Consider the following 21,459-nt stretch of genomic DNA (forward strand, 5'->3'; position numbering starts at 1 on the left):
CCGGGATGGGACTTCACGGGAAGGAGGACAAGCCGTGTTTGACCGCAGAAAACCGGTGGGGAAGGTGGTGGCGCTGCCGGTGGAGCAGATCGAGCCCTCGCCGTATCAGGCCCGCCGCGTCTTTGACCAGGAGGAGCTGGCGGGGCTGGCGGCCAGCATCCGGGAGAATGGGCTGCTGCAGCCGGTGACGGTCCGCCGCCTGGGCCCCGACCGGTACGAGCTGATCGCAGGGGAGCGGCGGCTGCGGGCCTGCAAGCTGGCCGGCATGGACCGGGTGCCCGCCATCCTGCGGGACTATCAGGACGACCAGACCGCCGCCCTGAGCCTGCTGGAAAACATCCAGCGGGCCGACCTGAACCCCTTTGAGCAGGCCCGGGGCCTGCAGGACGTGCTGGCCCTCTGGGGCTGTACCCAGGCCGAGGCCGCCAAGCGGCTGGGGATGGCCCAGCCCACCCTGGCCAACAAGCTGCGGCTGCTTCAGCTCACCGCCGACCAGCAGCAGTTCATCCTGGAAAATCACCTCACCGAGCGCCACGCCCGGGCGGTGCTGCGGCTGCCCGAGAACCGCCGCAGCGAGGCCCTCATCACCATCAGCCGCCGCCGGATGAATGCCCGGGCCGCCGACCGCTATGTGGAACAGCTGCTGCAGGAGACCGACACCCCCGCCCAGAAACCCCGCCGCCTGCCCATGGTGCGGGACGTGCGGATCTTTGTCAACACCATCGACCATGCCATCCGGCTGATGACCGACAACGGCGTCCCCGCCACCGCTCGACGGGAGGAGGGGGACGGCTACATCGAGTACACCGTCCGGATTCCCACCGGCCCCGGCACCGGCAAATAAACCCGGACAAGCCCCCCGGCTCCGCCGCCGGACAAGCCCCGCCGCAGGGCGGGGGATGGGCCGGACGGCCGGGCCGCTCCTGCGCCGGCCGGGCGGCGTGGACGGGCCTCCGGCCCGCAAACCGGTTCCCATTTCAGGGCCCCCGCACAGACCACCCTCCGGTCTGGGGCGGGGGCCTTTTTGTGGGAAAAGGTTCCACGTGGAACATCTTGCGCGGCGGGCCCGGGTCTGGTATCATGGAGGAAAAGGAGGGGATCACCCATGGAGCTGGAACTGCGTCCCCGGACCGAACAGGTCCGCATCTACTTTGCCCGCACCCGGGACCCGGAGATCCAGGCCCGGATTCCCCAGCGCAGCCAGACGGTGGAGCAGGCCCTGGAGGACTACCGCCGGTCCCTGGCTCCCGGCTCGGACAGCTATGGCCGGACGATCTGGGCCGACGGTGTCTATGTGGGGGACGTCTGGTGTTACTGCATCCACGCCGAGCCCGACCCCGACGCCATGGTCAGCTATTGCATCTTTGAAAAGGACCGCTGGGGGCAGGGGATTGCCAGCCGGGCGCTGGAACAGTTCCTGGCCGATGCCGGGCCCCGGTTCGGCCTGAAACGGGTGGGAGCTTTTGCCTACGCCGACAACCCCGCCTCGGTGCGGGTGCTGGAAAAGAACGGCTTCGCCATCCAGGAAACGTTTGAGGAGGAGGGCCGCCGGTCCTTCTACCTTGTGCGGGAAATAGAAGAAACAGGGAGGTTGGACAAATGGAATACAGAGTGATCAGCAACCGGATTACAGCGGTGGAGAAGGACCAGGTTCTGGGGGAGATTACCTTCCCGGACTGCGGGCCGGAGACGGTGGTCATTGACCACACCTGGGTGGACCCGTCCCTGCGGAGACAGGGAGTGGCCGGCCAGCTGGTCAAGCGGGCCGCCGACGCTTTGCGGTCCACCGGCCGCAGGGCCCGCGTTACCTGTTCCTATGCCCGGGACTGGTTTGAGCGCCATCCCGAGGAGGCCGACGTCCTGGTGGACGGATGGGAGAAGGACCACGCCGCCTGCCGGCTGGGCCGCTGAAAAGGGCAGAGAAGGCCCCCGCCGAAACCGGGGGCCTTTTTCAGACCCAAATTTTACCGGTTTTTGCCCTATTCCCGGCGTGAATCATTTGACGTTCCCCTGCGAATGGATTATAATAGAGTGCGTAACGAGACTGAGAAATGTTCCACGTGGAACATTGCATGAGAGGGAGGATTCCGGTTCGTGGGTAAGATCATAGCAGTGGCAAATCAGAAGGGCGGTGTGGGCAAGACCACCACCGCCGTCAATCTTTCGGCCTGCGTGGCCGCCCTGGGCAAGAAGGTCCTGATTGTGGACCTGGACCCCCAGGGCAACGCCACCACCGGCTACGGCATCTCCAAGCGGAGCGTCGAGACCGGCACCTATGAGCTGCTGATCGGCGACGCCGAGCCCAGGGACGCCATCCGCAAGACATCCTTCCGGGCCGACGTGCTGCCCTCCAACACCCGTCTGGCGGGCGCCGCCCTGGAGCTCATCGACCTGCCCAACCGGGAGAGCCGCCTGCGCAAGGCCCTGGCTCCCATCCAGCAGGACTACGACTTCATCTTCATCGACTGCCCCCCCAGCCTGGACCTGCTGACCCTCAACGGCCTGTGCGCCTGCGACAGCGTCCTGATTCCCATCCAGTGCGAGTACTACGCCCTGGAAGGTCTGAGCGAGCTGATCAGCACCCTCAAGACCGTCCGCCGCAAGTACAACAACTACCTGGACATTGAGGGCGTGGTGTTCACCATGTACGCGGGCCGGTACAACCTGACCCTGCAGGTGGTGGAACAGGTCCAGAAGTATTTCGGGGACAAGGTCTACCAGACCACCATTCCCCGGGCCATCCGCATTTCGGAGGCCCCCAGCTACGGCCAGCCCATCAACTACTACGAACCCAAGGGCAAGGGCAGCGAGGCCTATATGGATTTGGCCATTGAATTCGTCAAGCGCAACCGCCCGCGGGACCCCCAGCCCCGCCGCCGTCGCGCCAAAGCAGCCAAGCCGGAAACGGCTTGAGAGGGGAGGGTGACAGATGCCAAGAGGAAGAGGCGGCCTGGGCCGCGGATTGGAGAGTCTGTTTGAGGACGCAGCCCCCAGCCTGGAATCAGACGGCGGGGTGCGCACCGTCCCCCTGCGGGAGATTGAGCCGGACCCCGGCCAGCCCCGCAAAACCTTCCCGGAGGAGAGCCTGTCCGAGCTGGCCGACAGCATCAGCCAGCACGGCCTGCTGCAGCCCATCGCGGTGCGGCCCCAGTCCATGGGCGGGTACCGGATTGTGGCGGGCGAGCGCCGGTGGCGTGCCTGCCGGCTGGCGGGCCTGACCGAGGTGCCGGTCATCATCCTGGACGTGTCGGATCAGGAGGCCATGGAGCTGGCCCTGATCGAGAACCTCCAGCGGGAGGACCTGGACCCCATCGAAGAGGCCTGCGGCATCCGGGAACTGATGGACCGGTGTGAGCTGACCCAGGAACAGGCAGCCCGCCGGCTGGGCAAGAGCCGCAGCGCTCTGGCCAACAGCCTGCGCCTGCTGAACCTGCCCCCGGAGGCCCTGGAACTTTTGAAAGCCGGCAAGCTGACGGCGGGCCACGCCAAAGCCATTCTGGGCCTGCCCAGCCCCGAGCTGCAGGTTCAGGCAGCCCAGCTCATTGCAGAGCACAACCTGAACGTCCGCCAGGCCGAGGAACTGTGCCGCCGTCTGGCCAAGGAGGCCAAAGAGGCGGCGGCCCCGGAACCGGCGCCCCGTCCGGCCCTGCCGGTGGAAGTGGAGGAGAGCCTCCGCCAGACCCTGGGCAATGAGGTGTCGGTGGCCTATAAGGACGGCAGAGGAAGCCTGACGGTACATTTCTACTCGGACGATCAGCTGCGGGCGTTTGCCAACCTGCTGGGCCATTACGAACAGCAGGGGAGCGGGGTGTAAAACCCCGGCGCTCCGGTGCGATTGTTTTTGTGGGAAACCTGAGTGATATAAAGGAGAAATCGAAATGCTTGACATCAAATTTGTCCGTGAGAATCCGGACGCAGTCAAAGAGAACATCCGCAAGAAGTTCCAGGATGCGAAGCTGCCCCTGGTGGATGAGGTCATCGAGCTGGACGGCAAGTACCGCAAGTGCCTGCAGGAAGCCGAGAACCTCAAGGCCCAGCGGAACAAGCTGAGCAAGGCCAACGGCCCCCTGTTCGGTCAGCTGAAGAAGTGCACCGACGAGGCCAAGAAGGAGGAGCTGCAGGCCCAGATCGACGCCAACAACGCCGCCGTCAAGGCCGACGCCGAACAGCTGGCTGCCCTGGACACCGAGAAGGACCAGATGGCCGCCCGCATCCAGGAGATCATGTACACCATCCCCAACATGATCGATCCCAGCGTGCCCATCGGCCCCGATGACACCCACAACGTGGAGGCGCAGCGGTTCGGCGAGCCGGTGGTGCCGGATTTCCCCATCCCGTACCACACCGAGATCATGGAGAGCTTTGACGGCATCGATATGGACGCCGCCGGCCGTGTGGCCGGCAACGGCTTCTACTACCTGCTGGGCAACATCGCCCGGCTGCACGAGGCTGTCCTGGCCTACGCCCGCGACTTCATGATCAGCAAGGGCTTCACCTATGTGATTCCTCCCTTCATGATGCACGGCAACGTGGTGCAGGGCGTTATGTCCTTCCCCGAGATGGATGCCATGATGTACAAGATCGAGGGCGAGGATCTGTACCTGATCGGCACCTCCGAGCACACCATGATCGGCCGGTTCATTGACCAGACCATCGACGAGGCCAAGCTGCCCCTGACCCTCACCAGCTACAGCCCCTGCTTCCGCAAGGAGAAGGGCGCCCACGGCATCGAGGAGCGCGGCATCTACCGCATCCACCAGTTCGAGAAGCAGGAGATGATCGTAGTCTGCCGTCCCGAGGAGAGCAACGACTGGTACGAGAAGCTGTGGCGCTACTCGGTGGAGCTGTTCCAGAACATGGAGATTCCCGTCCGTCAGCTGGTCTGCTGCTCGGGCGACCTGGCCGACCTGAAGGTCAAGAGCTGCGATATCGAGGCATGGAGCCCCCGCCAGCAGAAGTACTTCGAGGTGTGCAGCTGCTCCAACCTGGGCGACGCCCAGGCCCGCCGCCTGCACATCCGCGTCAAGGGCGCCGACGGCAAGAGCTACCTGGCCCACACCCTGAACAACACCTGCGTGGCTCCTCCCCGTATGCTGATCGCCTTCCTGGAGAACCATCTCCAGGCCGACGGCTCGGTCACCATTCCCAAGGTCCTGCAGCCCTATATGGGCGGCCTTGAGGTGATGGTCCCCAACCACAAGTAATCACCCCCGCAAAACCTTAAAAGCGTTTTCAGCCGCCCTCGGCCCCACAGCGGGACCGGGGGCGGCTTTTTTGCTGGGCCGGTCACGCCGGCCGGAAGGAAAAGGCTGGGATCGTGGCCCCGGGGCGGGGGAATGGGCCGGCTTGGAGAGGCAGCCGGCCGGTATAAAACCGTCCCGGCTGGGCTATGCTAAAGGGAGAAACGGCGCCCTGTCAGGACTTGTGAGAAAAAAGTGTACTTTTTTCAAAATACCTGTTGACAAATTGCGAAGGATTGGTTATAATAATGGAGCGTTCCGCGGGAGCGCAAAGATGAATATGGCGGTATAGCTCAGTTGGCTAGAGCATTCGGTTCATACCCGAAGTGTCACCGGTTCAAATCCAGTTACCGCTACCATTTACAGAGTTTCGCTAAAATAAGGGGGATGTCGTCTGCAATAGTGGACGAGGATGTCGGAGATTTTAGCGAAGCTCTGTGTTTCTAAGGCCCGTTGGTCAAGCGGTTAAGACACGGCCCTTTCACGGCTGTAACATGGGTTCGATTCCCGTACGGGTCATATAAAAAATCCCTCAGCTTAGGCTGAGGGATTTTTTTATGCAAGCCGTACGTGGAATCGAACAGGGCGGCGGCCCGCAGGCCGCAAAATTGATCCAGTGGATCAATTTTAGCCCGCGGGTATTCCCGTACGGGTCATATAGCCGTACGAGACAACGCTGCCGACCGCGTCCAACGAAAAAGAAATGAAGCTGCTGGGCGTAATGAATATAGATAGTATCAAATAGAAAAGAAAGCCTTACACAAGAACTTTGTGTAAGGCTTTCTTTCAAAGCTGTGAGATAAGTTTATGTTTGATGCAATCGTATTCCTCTTGGTTGATGATTCCATCGTCAAGCATTTTCTTGGCACGTTGAATTTGTTCTAGCACAGCGGTGTTCACATCCTCTGTTTTAGGAGGAGTAGGTGGGTCTTCTTTCAATGTTTCGTTTTCTTCATCTGCAAATATAGTAGCATTGACTTTGTTGATCTCTTGCCAGTCCGCTTCGAATGCGGTTTCTGTGTAATTGAAGTTTGCTTCATCCAATGCATTGACCAGGCGCATACCCATTGGTTTCATTGTAGCGAATGTAATGCCGCCTGACACGATGCCGCCTAAAACGGGAACAACTTTGGACACTCCTTTTGCAAAAACATTCTTGGTCATCTTTACACCAAAAGCTTTTGCAATGGATTTAATAATAGGATAGTAAAATGTTTTGGTCAACGCTTTTTGAGGTAGTTGACGGAGTAGCTTTTGAGCAAGCGATGAAGAAAGAACCCGAACTGCCTGAGCAGCGCCAGAAGCTCCTAACATTACACCGCAATATAGAATTAGCTGGCCTGTTACTTTTTCTGAATCTAGAATTTCATCTGACCACAGATCTTCTGCGCCATATAGGTAAGAAATCTCTTGTGCTGTACGAAGTGCAACTGCATAGAATTGCAAAAGATCAGCAGGAATGGCTGCCGCCATGGCAAAGCCTCCAGGAAGTCCTGCCACAAAAGATGCACCAGTGGAAGTAATGGTGTTTTTGTTTACAACAGAGGAGGCTTTCGAATAAAGAACTTTGCGTGGACAGCCTGCCAGAACGGGGCCTTTCTTGAGTATAAGATCTACTAGGGAGGAATCTTCATATTTGAATTGCTCGCATAGAAAGGCTTTTCGGTTGACTTTAACACCAGGGATTTGAAGTGCAGTTGAAATTACACTTTCCAAGGATAAATTGAATTGTGAAATCGATGGATTTAATTCATTTGTCATATGATTCTCCAGTCTCAGATGTACGAAAAGTTGACTGAAACCCAGCCTTAATAGGAGATGAAATTTTCGCGAATAGGGTGAGATTGGCATTGAAATTATAAATGCAATAGAATCTCCTCCGGTTTATACACCAGAACATCCGCGCCGGCGGCCTGCAGTTCTTCGGCCCCGCGGAAGCCCCAGACGGCACCCAGGGTCACCAGACCGGCGTTGTGGCCGGTGGCGATGTCCACGTTGCTGTCACCCACAAAGAGGGTGGAGGCTTTGGCTGCGCCCAGCTGTTCCATCAGGCTGTAGACCCCGGTGGGGTCGGGCTTGACCGGCACGCCGGGGCGGCTGCCCCGCACCGCCAGAAAGACATCGTGCCCAAAGTAGTGGTCGATGATGCCGCCGCAGAGGGTGTCCGCCTTGTTGGAAAAGACAGCGGTGCGGATGCCTTCCGCCTTGAGGGCGGCCAGCAGCTGGGGGATGCCGGGATAGGGGGCGGTTTTGTCCTCCTTGTGGGCATCGTACCGGGCGGTGAACTGGGCCAGGGTGGCGGCCAGCTGCTGGGGCGTGCGGCAGTCCTCAGGGGAGAACCGCTCCACCAGCTTGGGGATGCCGTTGCCCACCATGTGCTTGTACTGCTCCACCGTGAAGGTGGGCCAGTGGTTTTGTTCGCAGACCCAGTTTCCGGCGTCGGCCAGGTCGTCGATGGTGTTCAGCAGGGTGCCGTCCAGGTCAAAGAGGATGGTATCGATCATGAAAAATCCTTCCTTTCAAAAAAGGCCGCACAGGCGCGGGCGTCGGCCAGCGGGATGCTGCGCACCCGCTCATGGAAGCGGCCGGGATAAGCAAAGGTGAGGTTGGCGCGGCCCCGCACCACCGCCCAGGGCGTCTGGGAGATGCGGAGGCACACCACCGGAGAAAAGATGCAGACACAGCGCAGGGACATCCGGCGCTGCCGCAGAAAAGTGAGACGGCCGTCGGTGGGCCAGGCTCCCTCCCGGAACATTCCCTCCACCTGGAACAGGAACCAGAGCCCGCAGCCTGCGGCCGGCAGAGCCAGCAGCGGGACGGCGGCAGGCAGGGCCCAGGAGGCCACCAGAAGCAGCAGCACACAGAACCCCAGACAGCCGCCGGCGGGGGCAATCAGGGCCAGGCTGCGGCCCCGCACCTGAGCCAGCGAAGCCCGCCGGTTGGGGGGAAGCCGGAAGCTGGGCAGAAGCCGCCGCACCAGTTCTTCCTGGCCGGCCCGGTAGACAAAGAGGGGATCGTCGGCGTTGTAGCATCCGGCGGTGAGATAGACGGGATAGCACCGCAGCAGCCGCGCCACAGGGGACAGCCGCACCTCGGCACAGGTGAGCTGGTCCATCCGGAACCGGCGTTCCACCCGCAGCAGGAGCCCGCCCCGGCTGGCCAGCACCCCGCTGCCCCGCCAGACCGCATACCGGACGGTATGGCTGAAACTGCGCAGCAGGCTCAGGCCAAAGAGAACGGTCCAGAGGGTCAGGGCCCAGGCCAGGCTGGCGGGCAGCCAGTGGGCCGCCCAGGTCACGGCGTGGTCCAGCTGTTCCAGCGCAATCTCCTCGGCGGCGTTGTTTCCCTGCCGCAGGGCCACCCAGACCAGAAACAGGGTGGACAGGCTGTTGGCGCCCAGCAGGGCCAGGGCCAGCCGCTCGCCGCCGGCGGGGTGATAGTATTCCTCGGCGGGGGCAGGCATCAAACGGTCGGCCAGCATCTGGGCGTCTTTGCGGGTGAGGCAGAGGGTCACCGCCTGGTTTTTGGGCAAAAGGGTGGGGTAAAGGGTCACCCGGCTGGCTCCGCCCAGCCGGTAGATCACCGGCCGTTCCATCTGGATGGCGGCCAGCTGGCTGGCCTGGATGGTCCGCTCAAAGGAAAAGATCAGATTCCAGTGCAGGCGAAGCACCCCGTCCTGATCCAGCTCCCAGCTGGAGGCCCGCAGCATCACATAGCTCACCAGAGCCAGCAGGCAGAACAGGACCAGATCCTGCGCCAGCGCCGTCCGGAGGACCTCCCATTCCCGGGCAAAGAAAACCTGTACCAGGGGCACCAGATAGAGCAGGAGGGTGTGGCGCAGAAAGCGCAGGGAAAAGAAGGGGTGATAGCGCCGCGGTCCGGTGCCGGTCATAGGACGTCCTCCCCGCCGGCCAGCAGGGCTTTCCCGATGGCGTCGGCCTCCTGCAGGGGGATGCCGGGCAGAATGGCCCACATGCCGGGGGTGAAGATCACCAGGACGCAGGCCCCCGCCAGCCGCAGCAGCGGGGTGCGGAAAATCAGGGTGGAGGTGATGCTGTTTCGGGGGATGACCCGCTCCACCGGAAAGGCTACCCCCATGTAGAGGGTCAGGGTGAAATCATCCAGGGTGGCCACCAGGCTGCAGGACCGGACCCACACCCCGAACACCACCGCACACCACAAAGCGCAGAAACCAAAGCCCCATCCCAGCCCCTGCCAGAACAGGAAGGGCGCTGCAATCAGGCCGGGCAGCGCCGCCCAGACACAGAGGACCGCCCTGCCTCGAGGGGTAGGTGTAGACGCAGAGCCAGCGAGATCGAAGAGCTGTTCCATGGCGCGGCCTCCTTTCTGACGCTACAAAAGGGAATGTGTGATGCTTTTATAACGGAACGTTGCGGCCCGGCGGGCCGTCCGGCGTTCCGCCCTTATTATATACGGATTGGCTGGGAGCGTCAACGATGGAAGGGAAAACCGGCCGGAACCCTCCTTTTTCGCAAAAAACGGGGCCCAAAACCATCCGCCCCGCAGGAGAAAAGAAGGACCGCCGTCCGCCCCGCTTTGGCTTTAAGACGCAGGAAAGCCCGAATTTTCTTCCAGAAAAGTAGGGGGTTAGGGGTGCAGGCAGGCTCATAGTATGGTATACTGAAAGAATCAATGTGAGAACGTGCGCGTGTGATGGCGCACAGGGAGGAAATTTCTATGTTGATTGAAATCATCAAGGCCCTGCTGATGGGCATCGTGGAGGGCGTCACCGAATGGCTGCCCATCTCGTCCACGGGACATATGATTCTGGTGGAACAGCTGATCCAGTTTGACGCCAGCGATGCGTTTATGTCCATGTTCCGGGTGGTGATCCAGCTGGGCGCCATTCTGGCGGTGGTGGTCCTGTTCTGGGGCAAACTGTGGCCCTTTGGCCTGCGCCATGGCCGCATTACCTCCAAGGCCCCGGTCTGGAGCCTGTGGTTCAAGGTGGTGGTGGCCACCCTGCCGGTGCTGGTCATCAGCCCGCTGGACGACTGGATGGAGGCCAAGTTCTATAATTATATCACGGTGGCCGCCATGCTGATTCTGTACGGCGTCCTGTTCATCCTGGTGGAAAACCGCGGCGCAGCCGCCCGGGTCACCCGCCTGGATCAGATCAGCTACCGCGAGGCCCTCATCATCGGCCTGTGGCAGACCCTGGCCATCATCCCCGGCACCTCCCGCAGCGGCGCCACCATCGTGGGCGGCCTGCTGCTGGGCCTGTCCCGGGCCGCGGTGGCTGAGTTCACCTTCTATCTGGCCATCCCGGTGATGGCCGGCGCGTCCCTGCTGAAGGTGGTGAAGTTTGTGCTGGAAGGCCAGACCATGACCAGCACCGAAATCGCCATCATGGTCACCGGCTGCCTGTCCGCCTTTGTGGTGAGTATGGTGGCCATCCGGTTCCTGATGTCCTACGTCAAGAGCCATGACTTCAAGTTCTTTGGCGTCTACCGCATCGCGCTGGGCGTGGTGGTGCTGGCGGTGGCCGCCGTCAGCGCCTTCGGCTGAGCGGGCAGAGAATCCCCGGTTTGTCTTTCCTGACCTGCGGGTTTGTGGTATACTTTCCCATAAGAGAGAATCTTGGGCGGGCTGCCCGCCCGGCCCCAAAGGAGGACAAACAACATGGAAGGTTCTGCTGTATACTATACCGATTTCCGGTGCCCGGTGGGTACCAGCCTGACCGAGAAACTCCGCCGCCTGTGCCTGGCGGCGGGCATCCGCAACATTGAGATGGACGGCCGCTTTGTGGCCATCAAGATGCACTTTGGCGAGCTGGGCAACCTGGCTTTTCTGCGGCCCAATTACGCCAAGGTGGTGGCCGACCTGTGCAAGGAACAGGGCGGCATGCCCTTCCTGACCGACTGCAACACCCTGTATCCGGGCAGCCGCAAGAACGCCCTGGAGCACCTGACCTGCGCTCAGATGAATGGCTTCTGGCCCATGACCACCGGCTGCCAGGTGCTGATCGGCGACGGCCTGCGGGGAACCGACGAGGTGGAAGTCCCGGTGCCCAACGGCGAGTTCTGCAAGACCGCCAAGATTGGCCGCGCCATCATGGACGCCGATATCTTCATCAGCCTGACCCACTTCAAGGGCCATGAGTCCACCGGTTTCGGCGGCGCCATCAAGAACATCGGCATGGGCTGCGGCAGCCGCGCCGGCAAGATGGAACAGCATTCTTCGGGCGCTCCGGCGGTTCAGCGGGAACTGTGCCGCGGCTGCCACCGCTGCGCTAAAGAGTGCGGTTCGGACGCCATCCACTACGACGCAGAGAACAAGGCCGTCATCGACTACGATCTGTGCAAGGGCTGCGGCCGCTGCATCGGCGCCTGCAGCTTTGACGCCGTCTATTCCAAGGACAGCAGCGCCAACGAGGATCTGGACCGCAAGATGGCCGAATACGCCGCCGCCGTCTGCGCCGGCCGTCCCTGCTTCCACATCAGCCTGGTGCAGGACATCAGCCCCAACTGCGACTGCCACGGCGAGAACGATGCACCCATCCTGCCGGATATCGGCATGTTCGCATCCTTTGACCCGGTGGCTCTGGATCAGGCCTGCGCCGATGCCTGCCTGGCGGCGACTCCCATTGCCAACAGCCAGTTGGGCCAGAATCTGGCCCGTCCCGGCTGGAACTGCTACCACGACAACTTCAAGGATTCCAACCCCAACATCGAGTGGAAGGCAACCCTGGAGCAGGCCGAAAAGATCGGTCTGGGCCAGCGGGCTTACGTCCTGAAGAAAATCTGATCCCGCGCACTGACTTTTCAACAACAAAGGCCGCAGCCTGTGGAAGGCTGCGGCCTTTTGGTTTCCGGTTTTACTGCTGGGGTGCGGGGACGATGGCGTTAAGAACGCCCGCCACTGCGGACCAGTCTTCCTCGGAGCAGGAGGGCGTCTCCTGGACGCCGGCGTCGGACAGTTCGCCCTGAACGGCCTTGGGGTCGTCCAGAATCCGCTGGGCGGATTCCTCAATCAGGGGCCAGGCCTCGGCGAAGTTCTCCTGATCCACCTGTTCCAGCGAATCAAACCACTGGGACAGGCTGTCGTTCAGCGCATCGCTGCTGCGGTTGGCGGCGGCGTTCTCGTCGGCCCATTCCATCATGGATGCGGCGGCGGCCATCGATTTCAGAGAGGTGCCTGCAGTGCCGGGGCCCCAGCCCAGGCTGCCGGCGAAGGCGTCGGCGGGATCGCTGATGCCGTTGAAGCCGTTTTCGCTGCCGTCCACCACGGGCGCGGGGGCCGTGTCATCCTCGCCGGAAGGCACAGCCTGGGAGGTGGGAGCCTCGCTCAGAGCCTGGGAGGAAGAAGAGGACGAGCTGCTGCTGGCAGACGGGGTACAGCCTGCCAATACCAGCGAGAGAAGGAAAATTCCGCAGCATCCTGCAGCGCAGGTGCGGAACAAATGACCATGTTTCATATCAAAAAGACCTCCTTTTTGCGCCCTGAGGCGGCAGTCCTTTTATCATCACTCGGATTCTATTATCAGTATACTGTCCCTGCTTCTCCTTGTCAACGGCCCTACTTTTCTGCCCTACTTTTCTGAAAGAAAAGTAGGCAAAAGACTTTTACTGTGTACCATCAAGTTTCCGGGTCTCCCAAAGTTCCGCGGGGCCGTTACGCTCCGGCTCGCTCCCGGCGTTTGGGGCTGTGCCCCGGTACGATGCAAACCCCGACATGGCCTGTTTATCCCAAGTTTCAGCGGCGTTCTGCACCGATACGTCCCAAAGGTTCATCAAAGACAAAATCCTCGCTCCGTTTGGGGCGGGGATTTTTCGTTTTTAAGTGACGTTTTTGAGGTCTTTGGCCATTTGGGATGATGTCCTTTTGCGGGCTTGATGATAACAATTTTTTGATACGGGGGACAAAACCGAGGAATTTTCCTCCGCCTTTCCCGTCCTCAAAATAGCTTGTATCCAAGATGGGTCTTTCCCAACTATAGAAAATAAAGCAAAAATGGGAAAATTTGAAATCGGGTCTTGACACCGGGGGGGGGGTATGGTATTATAGGCACACAAAGGAAAGGACCTTCCTTTGAAACCTGTTTTGGGTCTCTATCTTTTACACCATTAAGGAGGAAAAATTCATTATGAAACTCAAGAAGATTGTTTCTCTGGCACTGGCCGGCATCCTGGCCGTCAGCATGCTGACTGCTTGCGATAGTAAGAGCAATAACGGCAATAGCGGGGATGTTCCCCCCGAAAGCAATGCTATGGCAGGTATTGCAGCAACTCTGACCGAAAAAGTTGATCTGGACAAGATCAAATTTAGTGCAAGCAATGAGCTGGATAATGCGCTGATTTCTGCCATTGGTAATGTTGGTACCGGCTCTATTGCAGCGATCTATGATGCTAATGGTATGAATAGTGTTCAGTTTGTGGATAATACCCATGCTAACACTGTACTTCGTACTGTTGCAATGGATCTGATTGATGATCTGGAGTCTGAGAACTTTGGTAATGAGGGTAATGTAGCAGGCGCAATGGGCAAGCTGACTCCGTCTGCCGCCAACCAGTGGGATGATGATCTGAATGTCACTGTTCTGTATGTTGTCAACAGTGGAGTTGAAGTCGAAAACGCTCTGGCTGGGATTGCTAACAACATGGATAACGCACTCAAAGGCCTGCAGCTGGATAATGAGGCAGTTAATAATGTGACTACTCAGCGCTATACCTATTCTGGCGCTGTGAGCGTTTATAGCAAGATTGCTACTGAAGATCATGGCAAGGGCCTGACTTTCATCGCTGTTCAGGTTACCCGTAACCTGGCCTGAGTATTTACTTATAACACCCCCGGCAGCACCATGGCCGGGAGCTGATATAAGGGGCCTTTGAACAAGAGACCGTTCAAAGGCTCGGGTAAATAACCCATCCGATGTGGCGACAAAGGGGAATACCTAACCACTATTCCTTCTGTTGTTGATCGCACCAAAACAAAAGAACTTTTGCGTCACGAAAGATAGGGTCCCTCTGCGAGGGCCGGCTCTCACGAGCTGGCCCTCGCATTGTTTGTTGTGAGGAAAACGTACAGAATAGAGAATGCACCCCGTGTCCAGAGCCCCGCCGGGGCAAACACAGCGGTCTGAATTTTCAAGCATCATGCTTGAAAATTCAGGGCACCGCAAGAGGCTAATCCTAGGCCCCGGTGGAAGTAAAATCCCCGCTCCTTTCAGAAGAAACAGGGATTTGTGATTTTATAGAGATTTTTCTCAGGTCAAAAAATCAGGCTATGAGGTGGTTTGCATCGTACCGGGGCACAGCCCCAAACGCCGGGAACGAGCCGAAGCGTAAAGGCCCCGCGGAACTTTGGGAGACCCGGAAACTGTATGGTACCCAGTAAAGCTTTTTGCCAAGCTTTTTCTCGAAAAAGCGGAAAGCGGAAGGAGAATAAAGTGCAAATATATTGCACTTTATGCAACTTGTTGGCGATTGACAAGGGTTGGAGGGGTTTGTATAATGAGCTCATAGCGGGGGAAAACGCTGTCCCGGCCTGCAAAAGCAGGGCTCTGCAAGGCAGAATCCCGGCCCGGCGCCCGCGGGAAACTGTGAGAAAAGGAGCGATGCAGGGATGAAGCCAAAAGAGCGGATGCTGTGCACGCTGGAGGAATTCTCAACGGCGATGCTGTCGGCTCTGGGTTACCTGCCGGTGGCGGGCGTGGTTCTGGCCGTGGGCGCCTTGCTGGCCTCGGCCGGACTGGGAACCTTTATCCCCATCTTGAAATGGGAACCTTTGGCCTTCGTGGGCAATCTGGCCTACGATGCCATGATGGTGATTGTGCAGAATCTCAGTGTGGTGTTCTGCGTTGGGATTGCTTCCTTCCTGGCCCGGAAGGATAAACAGCAGGCCGCCATGATCGCCCTGCTTTCGTATTTGATCTTCCTGACCGCAGGTCATACTACCCTGGACCAGCTGGGCCAGCTGGCCGCCGCAGACCCCAACCTGGGCCTGTACGGCACCGGACAAGCCGTGGTACTGGGCATCCAGACGGTGGATATGGGGGTCACCGGCGGGATTCTGCTGGGTTTTCTGACTGGCTGGATTTATAACCGCACCTGCGGCAAGACCTTCCGCCCCACGCCGCTGCGCATCTATGGCGGGGTGCGGTGGTCGTTCCTGTGCATCGGCGGCGCCGCGGCGGCGCTGGGCCTGGCGTCCTGCTTTGTCTGGCCCCCAATCCAAAACGCCGTGGACGGCCTCACCGGCTGGATTGCGGCGGCAGGGGATACCGGCCTGTTTCTGTATGGCTTTCTGGAACGGATTCTGATTCCCACCGGCCTCCATCATCTGGTGTATATGCCCTTTCAGTTCAGCTCCCTGGGCGGCACGCTGACGGTGGGGGAACGGGTCTATGCCGGCGCGTACCCCGTCCTGATGGCGGAATACGCCATGGGGATGCCCTTCTCGGACGGCATCCGCTGGATGTATGTGGGCTTCACCAAGACCTTTGGATATTTCGGGATTGTGGGCGCCTTTATCTTCTGCGCCCGCCCCGAAAACCGCCGCCGCACCGCCGCGGTGCTGGCGCCGCTGCTCCTGACGGCTTCGCTGGCCTCGGTCACCGAACCCATTGATTTTCTGTTCTGCTTTTTGTCGCCGGTCCTCTGGCTGGCCCATGGCGTCATTGCCGGCGTCTTTATGGTGCTGCTGGACGTCTGCGGCGTCACCGGCTTTACCAGCGGCCTGTTTTCCTCGCTGGCCATGAACCTGTCCGCCGGCGTGGAACGGACCCATTACCCGGTCCTGTACCTGCTGGCAGCGGCGGAAATTCTGGTGTACTTCGGGGTGTTTACCTTCCTGATCCGCCGTTTCGATATCCGCACCCCCGGCCGGGAAGAACAGGTCCCCGCCGCGACGAAAGAGGAAAAAGGCCGGTTCCCGTATAAGAAACTGCTGGCCGCCCTGGGCGGCCGGGACAACATTGCTCGGGTGGACAACTGCATCACCCGTCTGCGGGTCTGGGTGAAAGACACCAGCCTGCTGGACGAGGACCAGCTGCGGGCCCTGGCCCCCGAGGGCCTGATTTTCCAGAGCAAGGAAGTACAGATTGTGTTCGGTTTCGATGCCGTGCAGGCTCGCCGGCAGCTGGAGGAGCTGCTGGGCGTGAGCGCCCTTTCACCCTGAAAAACAAGGATCTCTTTTGGCCGCAGGATGCGCCCCGTGGGGGCGGCGTTCTGCGGCCTTTTGAATGGGGGAAGGGTGTGACGGTTGACCGGTGATGCCAAACGCGCTATAATCGGAATACCTTAGATAACATACCGGAGAGGAAGGAATTCCCCGGCCTCTCCCTTTTGGAGGAACCAACATGGAAAACAAGGAACTCTACCGGGACCAGCAGTCCCTGCTGGACGGGCTGTTTGCGTTTCTGGACAAGAGCGTCAGCCCCTTCCACTCGGCTGCCGCGGCCTGTGAAATTCTGGAGAAGGAGGGCTACACCCTCTGCCCCGAGGGCCAGGCATGGCAGCTGAACGAGGGCGGCCGCTACTACACCACCCGCAACGGCACCGCCGTGCTGGCCTGGCGCATGCCGCAGGGCAAGCTGACCGGCTGGCACGCCACCGCCAGCCACAGCGATTCGCCCACCTGGCGGATCAAGGTGCCCGACATCAAGGAGGGCGGCTACCTGAAGGCCGAGACCGAGGGCTACGGCGGGATGATCGCCTCCACCTGGCTGGACCGGCCCCTGAGCGTGGCGGGCCGCCTGCTGGTCAAGACCGCCGACGGCGTGGAAACCCGCCTGGTGGCTCCCGACCGGGCGCTGCTGTGCATTCCCAATCTCTGCATCCACTTTGACCGGGAGGCCAACACCGGCAAAAACTGGAACTACCAGGTGGACCTGCAGCCCATCTGCGGCCTGGAAAACGGCCGTTCCCTGATGGAGATTCTGGCCGCCGAGGCCGGGGTCAGCGCAGAGGATATCCTGGCCCACGATCTGGTCCTGTGCATCCGCCAGAAGGCCGAGCGGGTGGGCGTGGACAATGAGCTGTTCATGTCCGGCCGCATCGACGACCTGGAGTGCGCCTACACCACCCTCTGCGGCTTCCTGGCCGGCGAGGGCCGCGAGGAGGGCCGGGCCGACATCTGGTGCATGTTCGACAACGAGGAAGTGGGCTCGTCTTCCCGTCAGGGCGCCCAGGGCACCCTGATGGCCGACACCATGGCCCGCATCGAGGAGGCTATGGGGGTCACCCGGGAGGAGAGCGTCCGGGCTCGGACCAACAGCCTGCTGCTGAGCGCCGACAACGGCCACGCCACCCATCCCAACCACCCCGAAAAGAGCGATCCCCGCAACCCGGTCCGTCTGGGCGGCGGCATCCTGCTCAAGTATAACGCCAGCCAGACCTACACCACCAGCGGCCTGACCGCTGCCGCCTTCCAGCGGATCTGTGAAAAGGCCGGCGCGGCGGTCCAGATCTTCGCCAACCGGGCGGACGTCCGGGGCGGCTCCACCCTGGGCAACCTGCTGGGCCATCAGATTGCCATTCCCATGGTGGACATCGGCCTGGCCCAGCTGGCCATGCACTCGGCCGTGGAAACCGCCAGCTGCGACGACGTGACCGCCATGGTCAAGGCCTGCACCGTCTTTTATAACACCCCGATCTTCCAGCCCGCCGACGGGGTTTGGAAGCTGGGCCTGTGAGCGGCCCGGTCGGGCGGTTTGCCCCCAGCCCCAGCGGGCGGCTGCATCTAGGGAACCTGGCCTGCAGCCTGCTGGCCTGGCTGTCCGCCAAGAGCCAGGGCGGGCGGATTGTGCTGCGGATTGAGGATCTGGACGCGGCCCGCTGCCCCCGTGTCTATGCCGACCAGCTGGAGGAGGATCTCCGGTGGCTGGGCCTGGTGTGGGATGAGGGCGGCTCGGACGGTGGCCCCAACGGCCCCTATTATCAGAGCGAGTGCGCCCCCATCTATCTGGAGAGCTATCACAAGCTGGAGGAGATGGGGCTGGTGTATCCCTGCTTTTGCTCCCGGGCCCAGCTCCACGCCGCCAGCGCGCCCCACACCTCGGACGGGAACGTGGTGTATCCCGGCACCTGCCGGAATTTGACCCCCGCCCAGATTGCCGAAAAGAGCCGCACCAAGGCCCCCGCCTGGCGGGTGAAGGTTCCCGATGAGGAAGTGACCTTCACCGACCTGTGCATGGGGGAGCACCGGGAAAACCTGCTCACCGGCTGCGGGGATTTTTATCTCCGGCGGGCCGACGGCGTCTTTGCCTATCAGCTGGCGGTGGTGGTGGATGACGCCCGGATGGGGGTCACCCAGGTGGTCCGGGGAGCGGATCTGCTGTCCTCCACCGCCCGGCAGATATACCTTTACCGGCTGCTGGGGCTGACGCCTCCGGCCTTTGCCCACTGTCCGCTGCTGCTGGATGTGGACGGCCGCCGCCTCTCCAAGCGGGACGGGGACCAGAGCCTGGAAAACCTCCGCAGCCGCTACACCGCCCCCGAAATCATCGGCAAGCTGGCCTACCTCTACGGCCTGCAGCCCGAGCCGGTCCCCCGCACCCCCGAGAGCCTGCTGGACGGTTTTGACTGGGCCAAAGTGCCCAAACAGGACGTCTGCCTGGAGCCGGGCCTGTTCTGATTTTTTGTTTTCGCTGCGCCGTCCCTTTGGGTGTCAAAAGGGATGGCGCTTTTTCGTGCCTTGTTCCAAAAGCGTGTATCTGCGTTGAGCTTTGCCCGGCGGTGTGGTAGGATGAAGGCGGAGCACCTCGCCTTGTAAGGAAGAAGTGACTGTGCACGAAACCGAATCAAAACTGGGATGGCCTTCTGAGTGCCTGTCTTGTTTTTCCCTTTGCCTTGTGGGGCCTGGGGTCCATGTATTTGGGCCGGGCCATGGGGACCCTCTGGGGGACGGATGCCTTCGCTGACCTGATCATGGTGTACATTTTCTTCTATCTGGTGTTCATCGGGTGTTATCTGGGCATGGTGCGCAGCATCCAGGTGGCCGAGATGGGGGACGCCATGAAGCGTTACAAGACCTTTGCCCTGGTATTGGGGGTTCTGGGCACCGTGCTGGGCTCTGTGCCGATTTTTGCATTTGTTCTGTGATGTTTTGTTCCACGTGGAACAATGATGGAAAAAGCCGCCGCGGAAGTCCGCGGCGGCTTTTTGGTTGGGTTCAGGATTGCAGGATGGCCATGGCCTGTTCAAAGAGGGCCTGCCCGTCGGGCTGGCCGGGCCAGGTGTCCAGAGCGACCCCGTCGGCCTGCAGGGTGCCGTCGGAGGTCAGGGTGAGGCTGAAGGTCCGGACGCCGCCGGCGGTGAAGTCAAGGGTGAGAAAGGTGACATTGGCCCCGCCGGTCAGGTCGTGGGAGGAGTTCTGCGGGAGGAGAACTTTTCGGTAGCTCTGGGCGGCAAAGAGATCCACCAGAGCCCGGTAGGCGGGGTCCTCCAAAACCAGCTCGGCGGTGGTGATTTCGGGCTCCCGGATGCTGCTGTAGGTCTCGGTGCGGACCCATGCCCCGTCCGACCGGGCCAGGGAAGTCCGCAGGTCCACCCGAAGCCACCAGAACAGGGCCAGGCCCAGCATAAGGACCAGCAGGCCGGCCCAGAGGGTCCGGCGCAGACGGGGAGAAGGAGCGGATGGTTTTTGCATGGCGGGGCCTCCTTTCGGGGTGAGAACGCTTTTCTCTATTGTAGGAGATGGCCCGGCCTCTTGTCAATGAAAAAGGCCGCCGCGGAAGCCCGCAGCGGCCTTGAAATATAGGTACAATCAGATAACCGAGTTTTCCATCCATTTGCCGCTGATAAAGCGGATGACAAAGAACAAAGAGCGGCAGCCCCAGTCCACAAACATACCGGTCCAGATGGCCAGCAGCCCGCCGCCGAAATGTCCCACCAGCAGGTAGCACAGGCCCACCCGGAACAGCCACATGGAGGCGATGCTCACCACCATGGTGTAGCGGGCGTCGCCGGCAGCACGGAGGATGTTGGGCAGGGTGAAGCTGGAGGGCCAGATGAACAGGGAGATGATGTTGAACCACATCATGACCTCCAGAGCGATGGCGCTGGCCTCGGGGGAGAGGTTGAAGAACTGGAGCATAAACCGGTTGCCGAAGAAGAAGGCAGTCAGGTTCATGATCCAGGCGCCTGTATAGGCCAGACCCATCATCAGGCCGCCGTACCGCTTGGCCTGCTTCTTTTCGCCGGCGCCCAGGCACTGGCCCAGCACCGTCAGGGCGCCCATGCCCACCGCGTTGGCGGGGATGTTCAGCAGGGTGGTGGTATTGTTGGCCACGGCGTTGGCGGCGATGGCTGCCGTGCCCAGGGTGCTGGTCAGGCTGGACACCGCCAGCTTGCCCACCTGAAACATGCCGTTTTCGATGGCGTTGGGGATGCCGATGACCAGAATCCGGCGGATCAGTTTGCGGTCGGGGCGCAGGTTCTGGATGCTGTCCACCCGCAGCATGCTGGTGGGCCGCTGCAGCAGGAAGATCACCGCCGTACAGGCGATGATGCGGGACAGCAGGGAGGCCAGGGCCGCGCCGAACACCGCCCACTTGAACCCGAAGATAAACAGGGCGTTGCCGCCGATGTTCAGCACGTTCATCACCAGGCTGGACAGCATGCTGATTTTGCTGTTGCCCTGGGCCCGGAACAGCGCCGCTCCGGCGTTGTACAGGCCGATGAAGGGATAGCTCAGCGCCGACAGCAGGAAATAGGTCTCGGCGAAGGCCATGACGTCGTCGTCGATGGCGCCGAAGATGCCCCGCAGAATCATGTGGCGGCCAAACACCACCACCAGGGCCACCGCACAGCTGAAGGCCACCATCACCAGAATGATCTGGCCGGCGGTGTTCTTGGCGTTTTTGGGTTCCCGGTGGCCGATGTACTGGCTGGTGACCACCGCGCCGCCGGTGGCCAGAGCGGTCATAATCTGGATCATCAGGGTGTTGAAGGTGTCCACCAGACTGACGCCCGACACGGCGGCTTCGCCCACCGAGGAAACCATCAGGGTGTCGGCCAGACCGATGGTGACGCTGAGGGCCTGTTCCGCCACCAGAGGCAGGAGCAGGGCAATCAGCTGCTGCCGGGTAAAGACCGGCTTGGATGAGACGGATTCTGTCATGTGAATTTCGATTCCTCCCCGCGCGCAGCGCCCCGAAAAAGGGGATGATATGTTGTATACTACTTTGGATACTATAGCACAAAGCAATAGCCGATGCAAGCGGTGGGAAAACCAAATTTCGCCCCGGTCCTCTGTG

General features: G+C 60.9%; 21 protein-coding genes and 2 tRNA genes. 15 read left to right on the plus strand and 8 right to left on the minus strand.

Features of this window, described 5'->3' with window-relative positions:
- Positions 1 to 34: 34 nt before the first annotated feature.
- From B5E67_RS06680 to B5E67_RS06715, 8 genes are all read left to right on the plus strand, one after another.
- The gene (locus tag B5E67_RS06680; RefSeq protein WP_087246789.1) at positions 35 to 844 is read left to right on the plus strand and encodes a ParB/RepB/Spo0J family partition protein; all 810 of its coding nucleotides are present in this window, start codon (positions 35 to 37) and stop codon (positions 842 to 844) included.
- A gap of 261 nt (positions 845 to 1,105) precedes the next feature.
- Positions 1,106 to 1,615, plus strand: a complete 510-nt coding sequence (locus B5E67_RS06685; RefSeq protein WP_087384164.1) for a GNAT family N-acetyltransferase — start codon at positions 1,106 to 1,108, stop codon at positions 1,613 to 1,615.
- Positions 1,600 to 1,911, plus strand: coding sequence for a GNAT family N-acetyltransferase (locus B5E67_RS06690; protein WP_087384166.1), 312 nt, complete (start codon positions 1,600 to 1,602; stop codon positions 1,909 to 1,911). Before B5E67_RS06685 ends, B5E67_RS06690 begins: the two co-directional genes overlap by 16 nt.
- A gap of 183 nt (positions 1,912 to 2,094) precedes the next feature.
- Complete coding sequence (locus B5E67_RS06695) at positions 2,095 to 2,913, plus strand: ParA family protein (RefSeq protein ID WP_087246782.1); 819 nt, start codon at positions 2,095 to 2,097, stop codon at positions 2,911 to 2,913.
- Between the two features lie 16 nt (positions 2,914 to 2,929).
- Positions 2,930 to 3,814, plus strand: coding sequence for a ParB/RepB/Spo0J family partition protein (locus B5E67_RS06700; RefSeq protein WP_087246780.1), 885 nt, complete (start codon positions 2,930 to 2,932; stop codon positions 3,812 to 3,814).
- Between the two features lie 64 nt (positions 3,815 to 3,878).
- Positions 3,879 to 5,204: a serine--tRNA ligase gene (serS, locus tag B5E67_RS06705; protein ID WP_087384169.1), complete on the plus strand. Its 1,326-nt coding sequence runs from the start codon at positions 3,879 to 3,881 to the stop codon at positions 5,202 to 5,204.
- Between the two features lie 318 nt (positions 5,205 to 5,522).
- A tRNA-Met gene (locus B5E67_RS06710) sits at positions 5,523 to 5,599 on the plus strand.
- Positions 5,600 to 5,687: 88 nt separating this feature from the next.
- Positions 5,688 to 5,759, plus strand: a tRNA-Glu gene (locus tag B5E67_RS06715).
- A gap of 267 nt (positions 5,760 to 6,026) precedes the next feature.
- Here the strand turns inward: B5E67_RS06715 and B5E67_RS06720 are convergent.
- From B5E67_RS06720 to B5E67_RS06735, 4 genes are all read right to left on the minus strand, one after another.
- Positions 6,027 to 7,001, minus strand: a complete 975-nt coding sequence (locus tag B5E67_RS06720; RefSeq protein WP_087384172.1) for a bacteriochlorophyll 4-vinyl reductase — start codon at positions 6,999 to 7,001, stop codon at positions 6,027 to 6,029.
- Between the two features lie 95 nt (positions 7,002 to 7,096).
- Entirely contained in the window at positions 7,097 to 7,744 is a 648-nt protein-coding gene (locus B5E67_RS06725) for an HAD family hydrolase (RefSeq protein WP_087384175.1), read from the minus strand.
- On the minus strand, positions 7,741 to 9,132 hold the full coding sequence (locus B5E67_RS15895) for a hypothetical protein (protein WP_087384178.1): 1,392 nt from the start codon (positions 9,130 to 9,132) through the stop codon (positions 7,741 to 7,743). Before B5E67_RS15895 ends, B5E67_RS06725 begins: the two co-directional genes overlap by 4 nt.
- Positions 9,129 to 9,572 carry a PH domain-containing protein gene (locus B5E67_RS06735; RefSeq protein WP_087384181.1) on the minus strand — a complete coding sequence of 148 codons (444 nt, stop codon included), beginning with the start codon at positions 9,570 to 9,572 and terminating at the stop codon, positions 9,129 to 9,131. The genes B5E67_RS15895 and B5E67_RS06735 overlap by 4 nt, the downstream gene beginning before the upstream one ends.
- Before the next feature lie 366 nt (positions 9,573 to 9,938).
- Between B5E67_RS06735 and B5E67_RS06740 the strand changes: the two genes are divergently transcribed.
- Entirely contained in the window at positions 9,939 to 10,769 is an 831-nt protein-coding gene (locus tag B5E67_RS06740) for an undecaprenyl-diphosphate phosphatase (protein ID WP_087246771.1), read from the plus strand.
- Between the two features lie 114 nt (positions 10,770 to 10,883).
- Positions 10,884 to 12,008 carry a DUF362 domain-containing protein gene (locus tag B5E67_RS06745; protein ID WP_087246769.1) on the plus strand — a complete coding sequence of 375 codons (1,125 nt, stop codon included), beginning with the start codon at positions 10,884 to 10,886 and terminating at the stop codon, positions 12,006 to 12,008.
- Positions 12,009 to 12,078: 70 nt separating this feature from the next.
- Here the strand turns inward: B5E67_RS06745 and B5E67_RS06750 are convergent, their stop codons facing one another.
- Positions 12,079 to 12,678 carry a hypothetical protein gene (locus B5E67_RS06750; RefSeq protein WP_087384184.1) on the minus strand — a complete coding sequence of 200 codons (600 nt, stop codon included), beginning with the start codon at positions 12,676 to 12,678 and terminating at the stop codon, positions 12,079 to 12,081.
- 278 nt (positions 12,679 to 12,956) lie between these two features.
- On the minus strand, positions 12,957 to 13,178 hold the full coding sequence (locus tag B5E67_RS15440) for a hypothetical protein (RefSeq protein ID WP_143405399.1): 222 nt from the start codon (positions 13,176 to 13,178) through the stop codon (positions 12,957 to 12,959).
- Positions 13,179 to 13,347: 169 nt separating this feature from the next.
- On the opposite strand from B5E67_RS15440, the gene B5E67_RS06755 reads away from it, so the two are divergent.
- From B5E67_RS06755 to B5E67_RS06775, 5 genes are all read left to right on the plus strand, one after another.
- Positions 13,348 to 14,031: a hypothetical protein gene (locus B5E67_RS06755; RefSeq protein ID WP_087384187.1), complete on the plus strand. Its 684-nt coding sequence runs from the start codon at positions 13,348 to 13,350 to the stop codon at positions 14,029 to 14,031.
- A 794-nt stretch (positions 14,032 to 14,825) separates the two neighbouring features.
- Positions 14,826 to 16,379 (plus strand): PTS transporter subunit EIIC, encoded by a 1,554-nt coding sequence (locus B5E67_RS06760; protein WP_087384191.1) that lies wholly within the window; start codon positions 14,826 to 14,828, stop codon positions 16,377 to 16,379.
- A 181-nt stretch (positions 16,380 to 16,560) separates the two neighbouring features.
- Positions 16,561 to 17,895 carry a M18 family aminopeptidase gene (locus tag B5E67_RS06765; RefSeq protein WP_087246766.1) on the plus strand — a complete coding sequence of 445 codons (1,335 nt, stop codon included), beginning with the start codon at positions 16,561 to 16,563 and terminating at the stop codon, positions 17,893 to 17,895.
- Entirely contained in the window at positions 17,892 to 18,836 is a 945-nt protein-coding gene (gene gluQRS / locus B5E67_RS06770) for a tRNA glutamyl-Q(34) synthetase GluQRS (protein WP_087384195.1), read from the plus strand. Before B5E67_RS06765 ends, gluQRS begins: the two co-directional genes overlap by 4 nt.
- Before the next feature lie 233 nt (positions 18,837 to 19,069).
- Entirely contained in the window at positions 19,070 to 19,303 is a 234-nt protein-coding gene (locus B5E67_RS06775) for a hypothetical protein (RefSeq protein ID WP_087384198.1), read from the plus strand.
- A 70-nt stretch (positions 19,304 to 19,373) separates the two neighbouring features.
- Here the strand turns inward: B5E67_RS06775 and B5E67_RS06780 are convergent, their stop codons facing one another.
- The gene (locus B5E67_RS06780) at positions 19,374 to 19,850 is read right to left on the minus strand and encodes a hypothetical protein (protein WP_087384201.1); all 477 of its coding nucleotides are present in this window, start codon (positions 19,848 to 19,850) and stop codon (positions 19,374 to 19,376) included.
- Positions 19,851 to 19,967: 117 nt separating this feature from the next.
- Positions 19,968 to 21,323 carry an MATE family efflux transporter gene (locus B5E67_RS06785; protein ID WP_087384204.1) on the minus strand — a complete coding sequence of 452 codons (1,356 nt, stop codon included), beginning with the start codon at positions 21,321 to 21,323 and terminating at the stop codon, positions 19,968 to 19,970.
- Positions 21,324 to 21,459 lie beyond the last annotated feature (136 nt).

This window comes from Faecalibacterium sp. An122, assembly GCF_002160895.1.
GTDB lineage: Bacteria > Bacillota > Clostridia > Oscillospirales > Ruminococcaceae > Faecalibacterium.

Coding starts and splice junctions, on each gene's coding strand:
- B5E67_RS06685 (WP_087384164.1), top strand. CDS start 1,106: ATGGAGCTGGAACTGCGTCCCCGGACCGAACAGGTCCGCATCTACTTT.
- B5E67_RS06690 (WP_087384166.1), top strand. CDS start 1,600: ATGGAATACAGAGTGATCAGCAACCGGATTACAGCGGTGGAGAAGGAC.
- B5E67_RS06700 (WP_087246780.1), top strand. CDS start 2,930: ATGCCAAGAGGAAGAGGCGGCCTGGGCCGCGGATTGGAGAGTCTGTTT.
- serS (WP_087384169.1), top strand. CDS start 3,879: ATGCTTGACATCAAATTTGTCCGTGAGAATCCGGACGCAGTCAAAGAG.
- B5E67_RS06720 (WP_087384172.1), bottom strand. CDS start 7,001: ATGACAAATGAATTAAATCCATCGATTTCACAATTCAATTTATCCTTG.
- B5E67_RS06725 (WP_087384175.1), bottom strand. CDS start 7,744: ATGATCGATACCATCCTCTTTGACCTGGACGGCACCCTGCTGAACACC.
- B5E67_RS15895 (WP_087384178.1), bottom strand. CDS start 9,132: ATGACCGGCACCGGACCGCGGCGCTATCACCCCTTCTTTTCCCTGCGC.
- B5E67_RS06735 (WP_087384181.1), bottom strand. CDS start 9,572: ATGGAACAGCTCTTCGATCTCGCTGGCTCTGCGTCTACACCTACCCCT.
- B5E67_RS06740 (WP_087246771.1), top strand. CDS start 9,939: ATGTTGATTGAAATCATCAAGGCCCTGCTGATGGGCATCGTGGAGGGC.
- B5E67_RS06745 (WP_087246769.1), top strand. CDS start 10,884: ATGGAAGGTTCTGCTGTATACTATACCGATTTCCGGTGCCCGGTGGGT.
- B5E67_RS06750 (WP_087384184.1), bottom strand. CDS start 12,678: ATGAAACATGGTCATTTGTTCCGCACCTGCGCTGCAGGATGCTGCGGA.
- B5E67_RS06755 (WP_087384187.1), top strand. CDS start 13,348: ATGAAACTCAAGAAGATTGTTTCTCTGGCACTGGCCGGCATCCTGGCC.
- B5E67_RS06760 (WP_087384191.1), top strand. CDS start 14,826: ATGAAGCCAAAAGAGCGGATGCTGTGCACGCTGGAGGAATTCTCAACG.
- B5E67_RS06765 (WP_087246766.1), top strand. CDS start 16,561: ATGGAAAACAAGGAACTCTACCGGGACCAGCAGTCCCTGCTGGACGGG.
- B5E67_RS06775 (WP_087384198.1), top strand. CDS start 19,070: ATGTATTTGGGCCGGGCCATGGGGACCCTCTGGGGGACGGATGCCTTC.
- B5E67_RS06780 (WP_087384201.1), bottom strand. CDS start 19,850: ATGCAAAAACCATCCGCTCCTTCTCCCCGTCTGCGCCGGACCCTCTGG.
- B5E67_RS06785 (WP_087384204.1), bottom strand. CDS start 21,323: ATGACAGAATCCGTCTCATCCAAGCCGGTCTTTACCCGGCAGCAGCTG.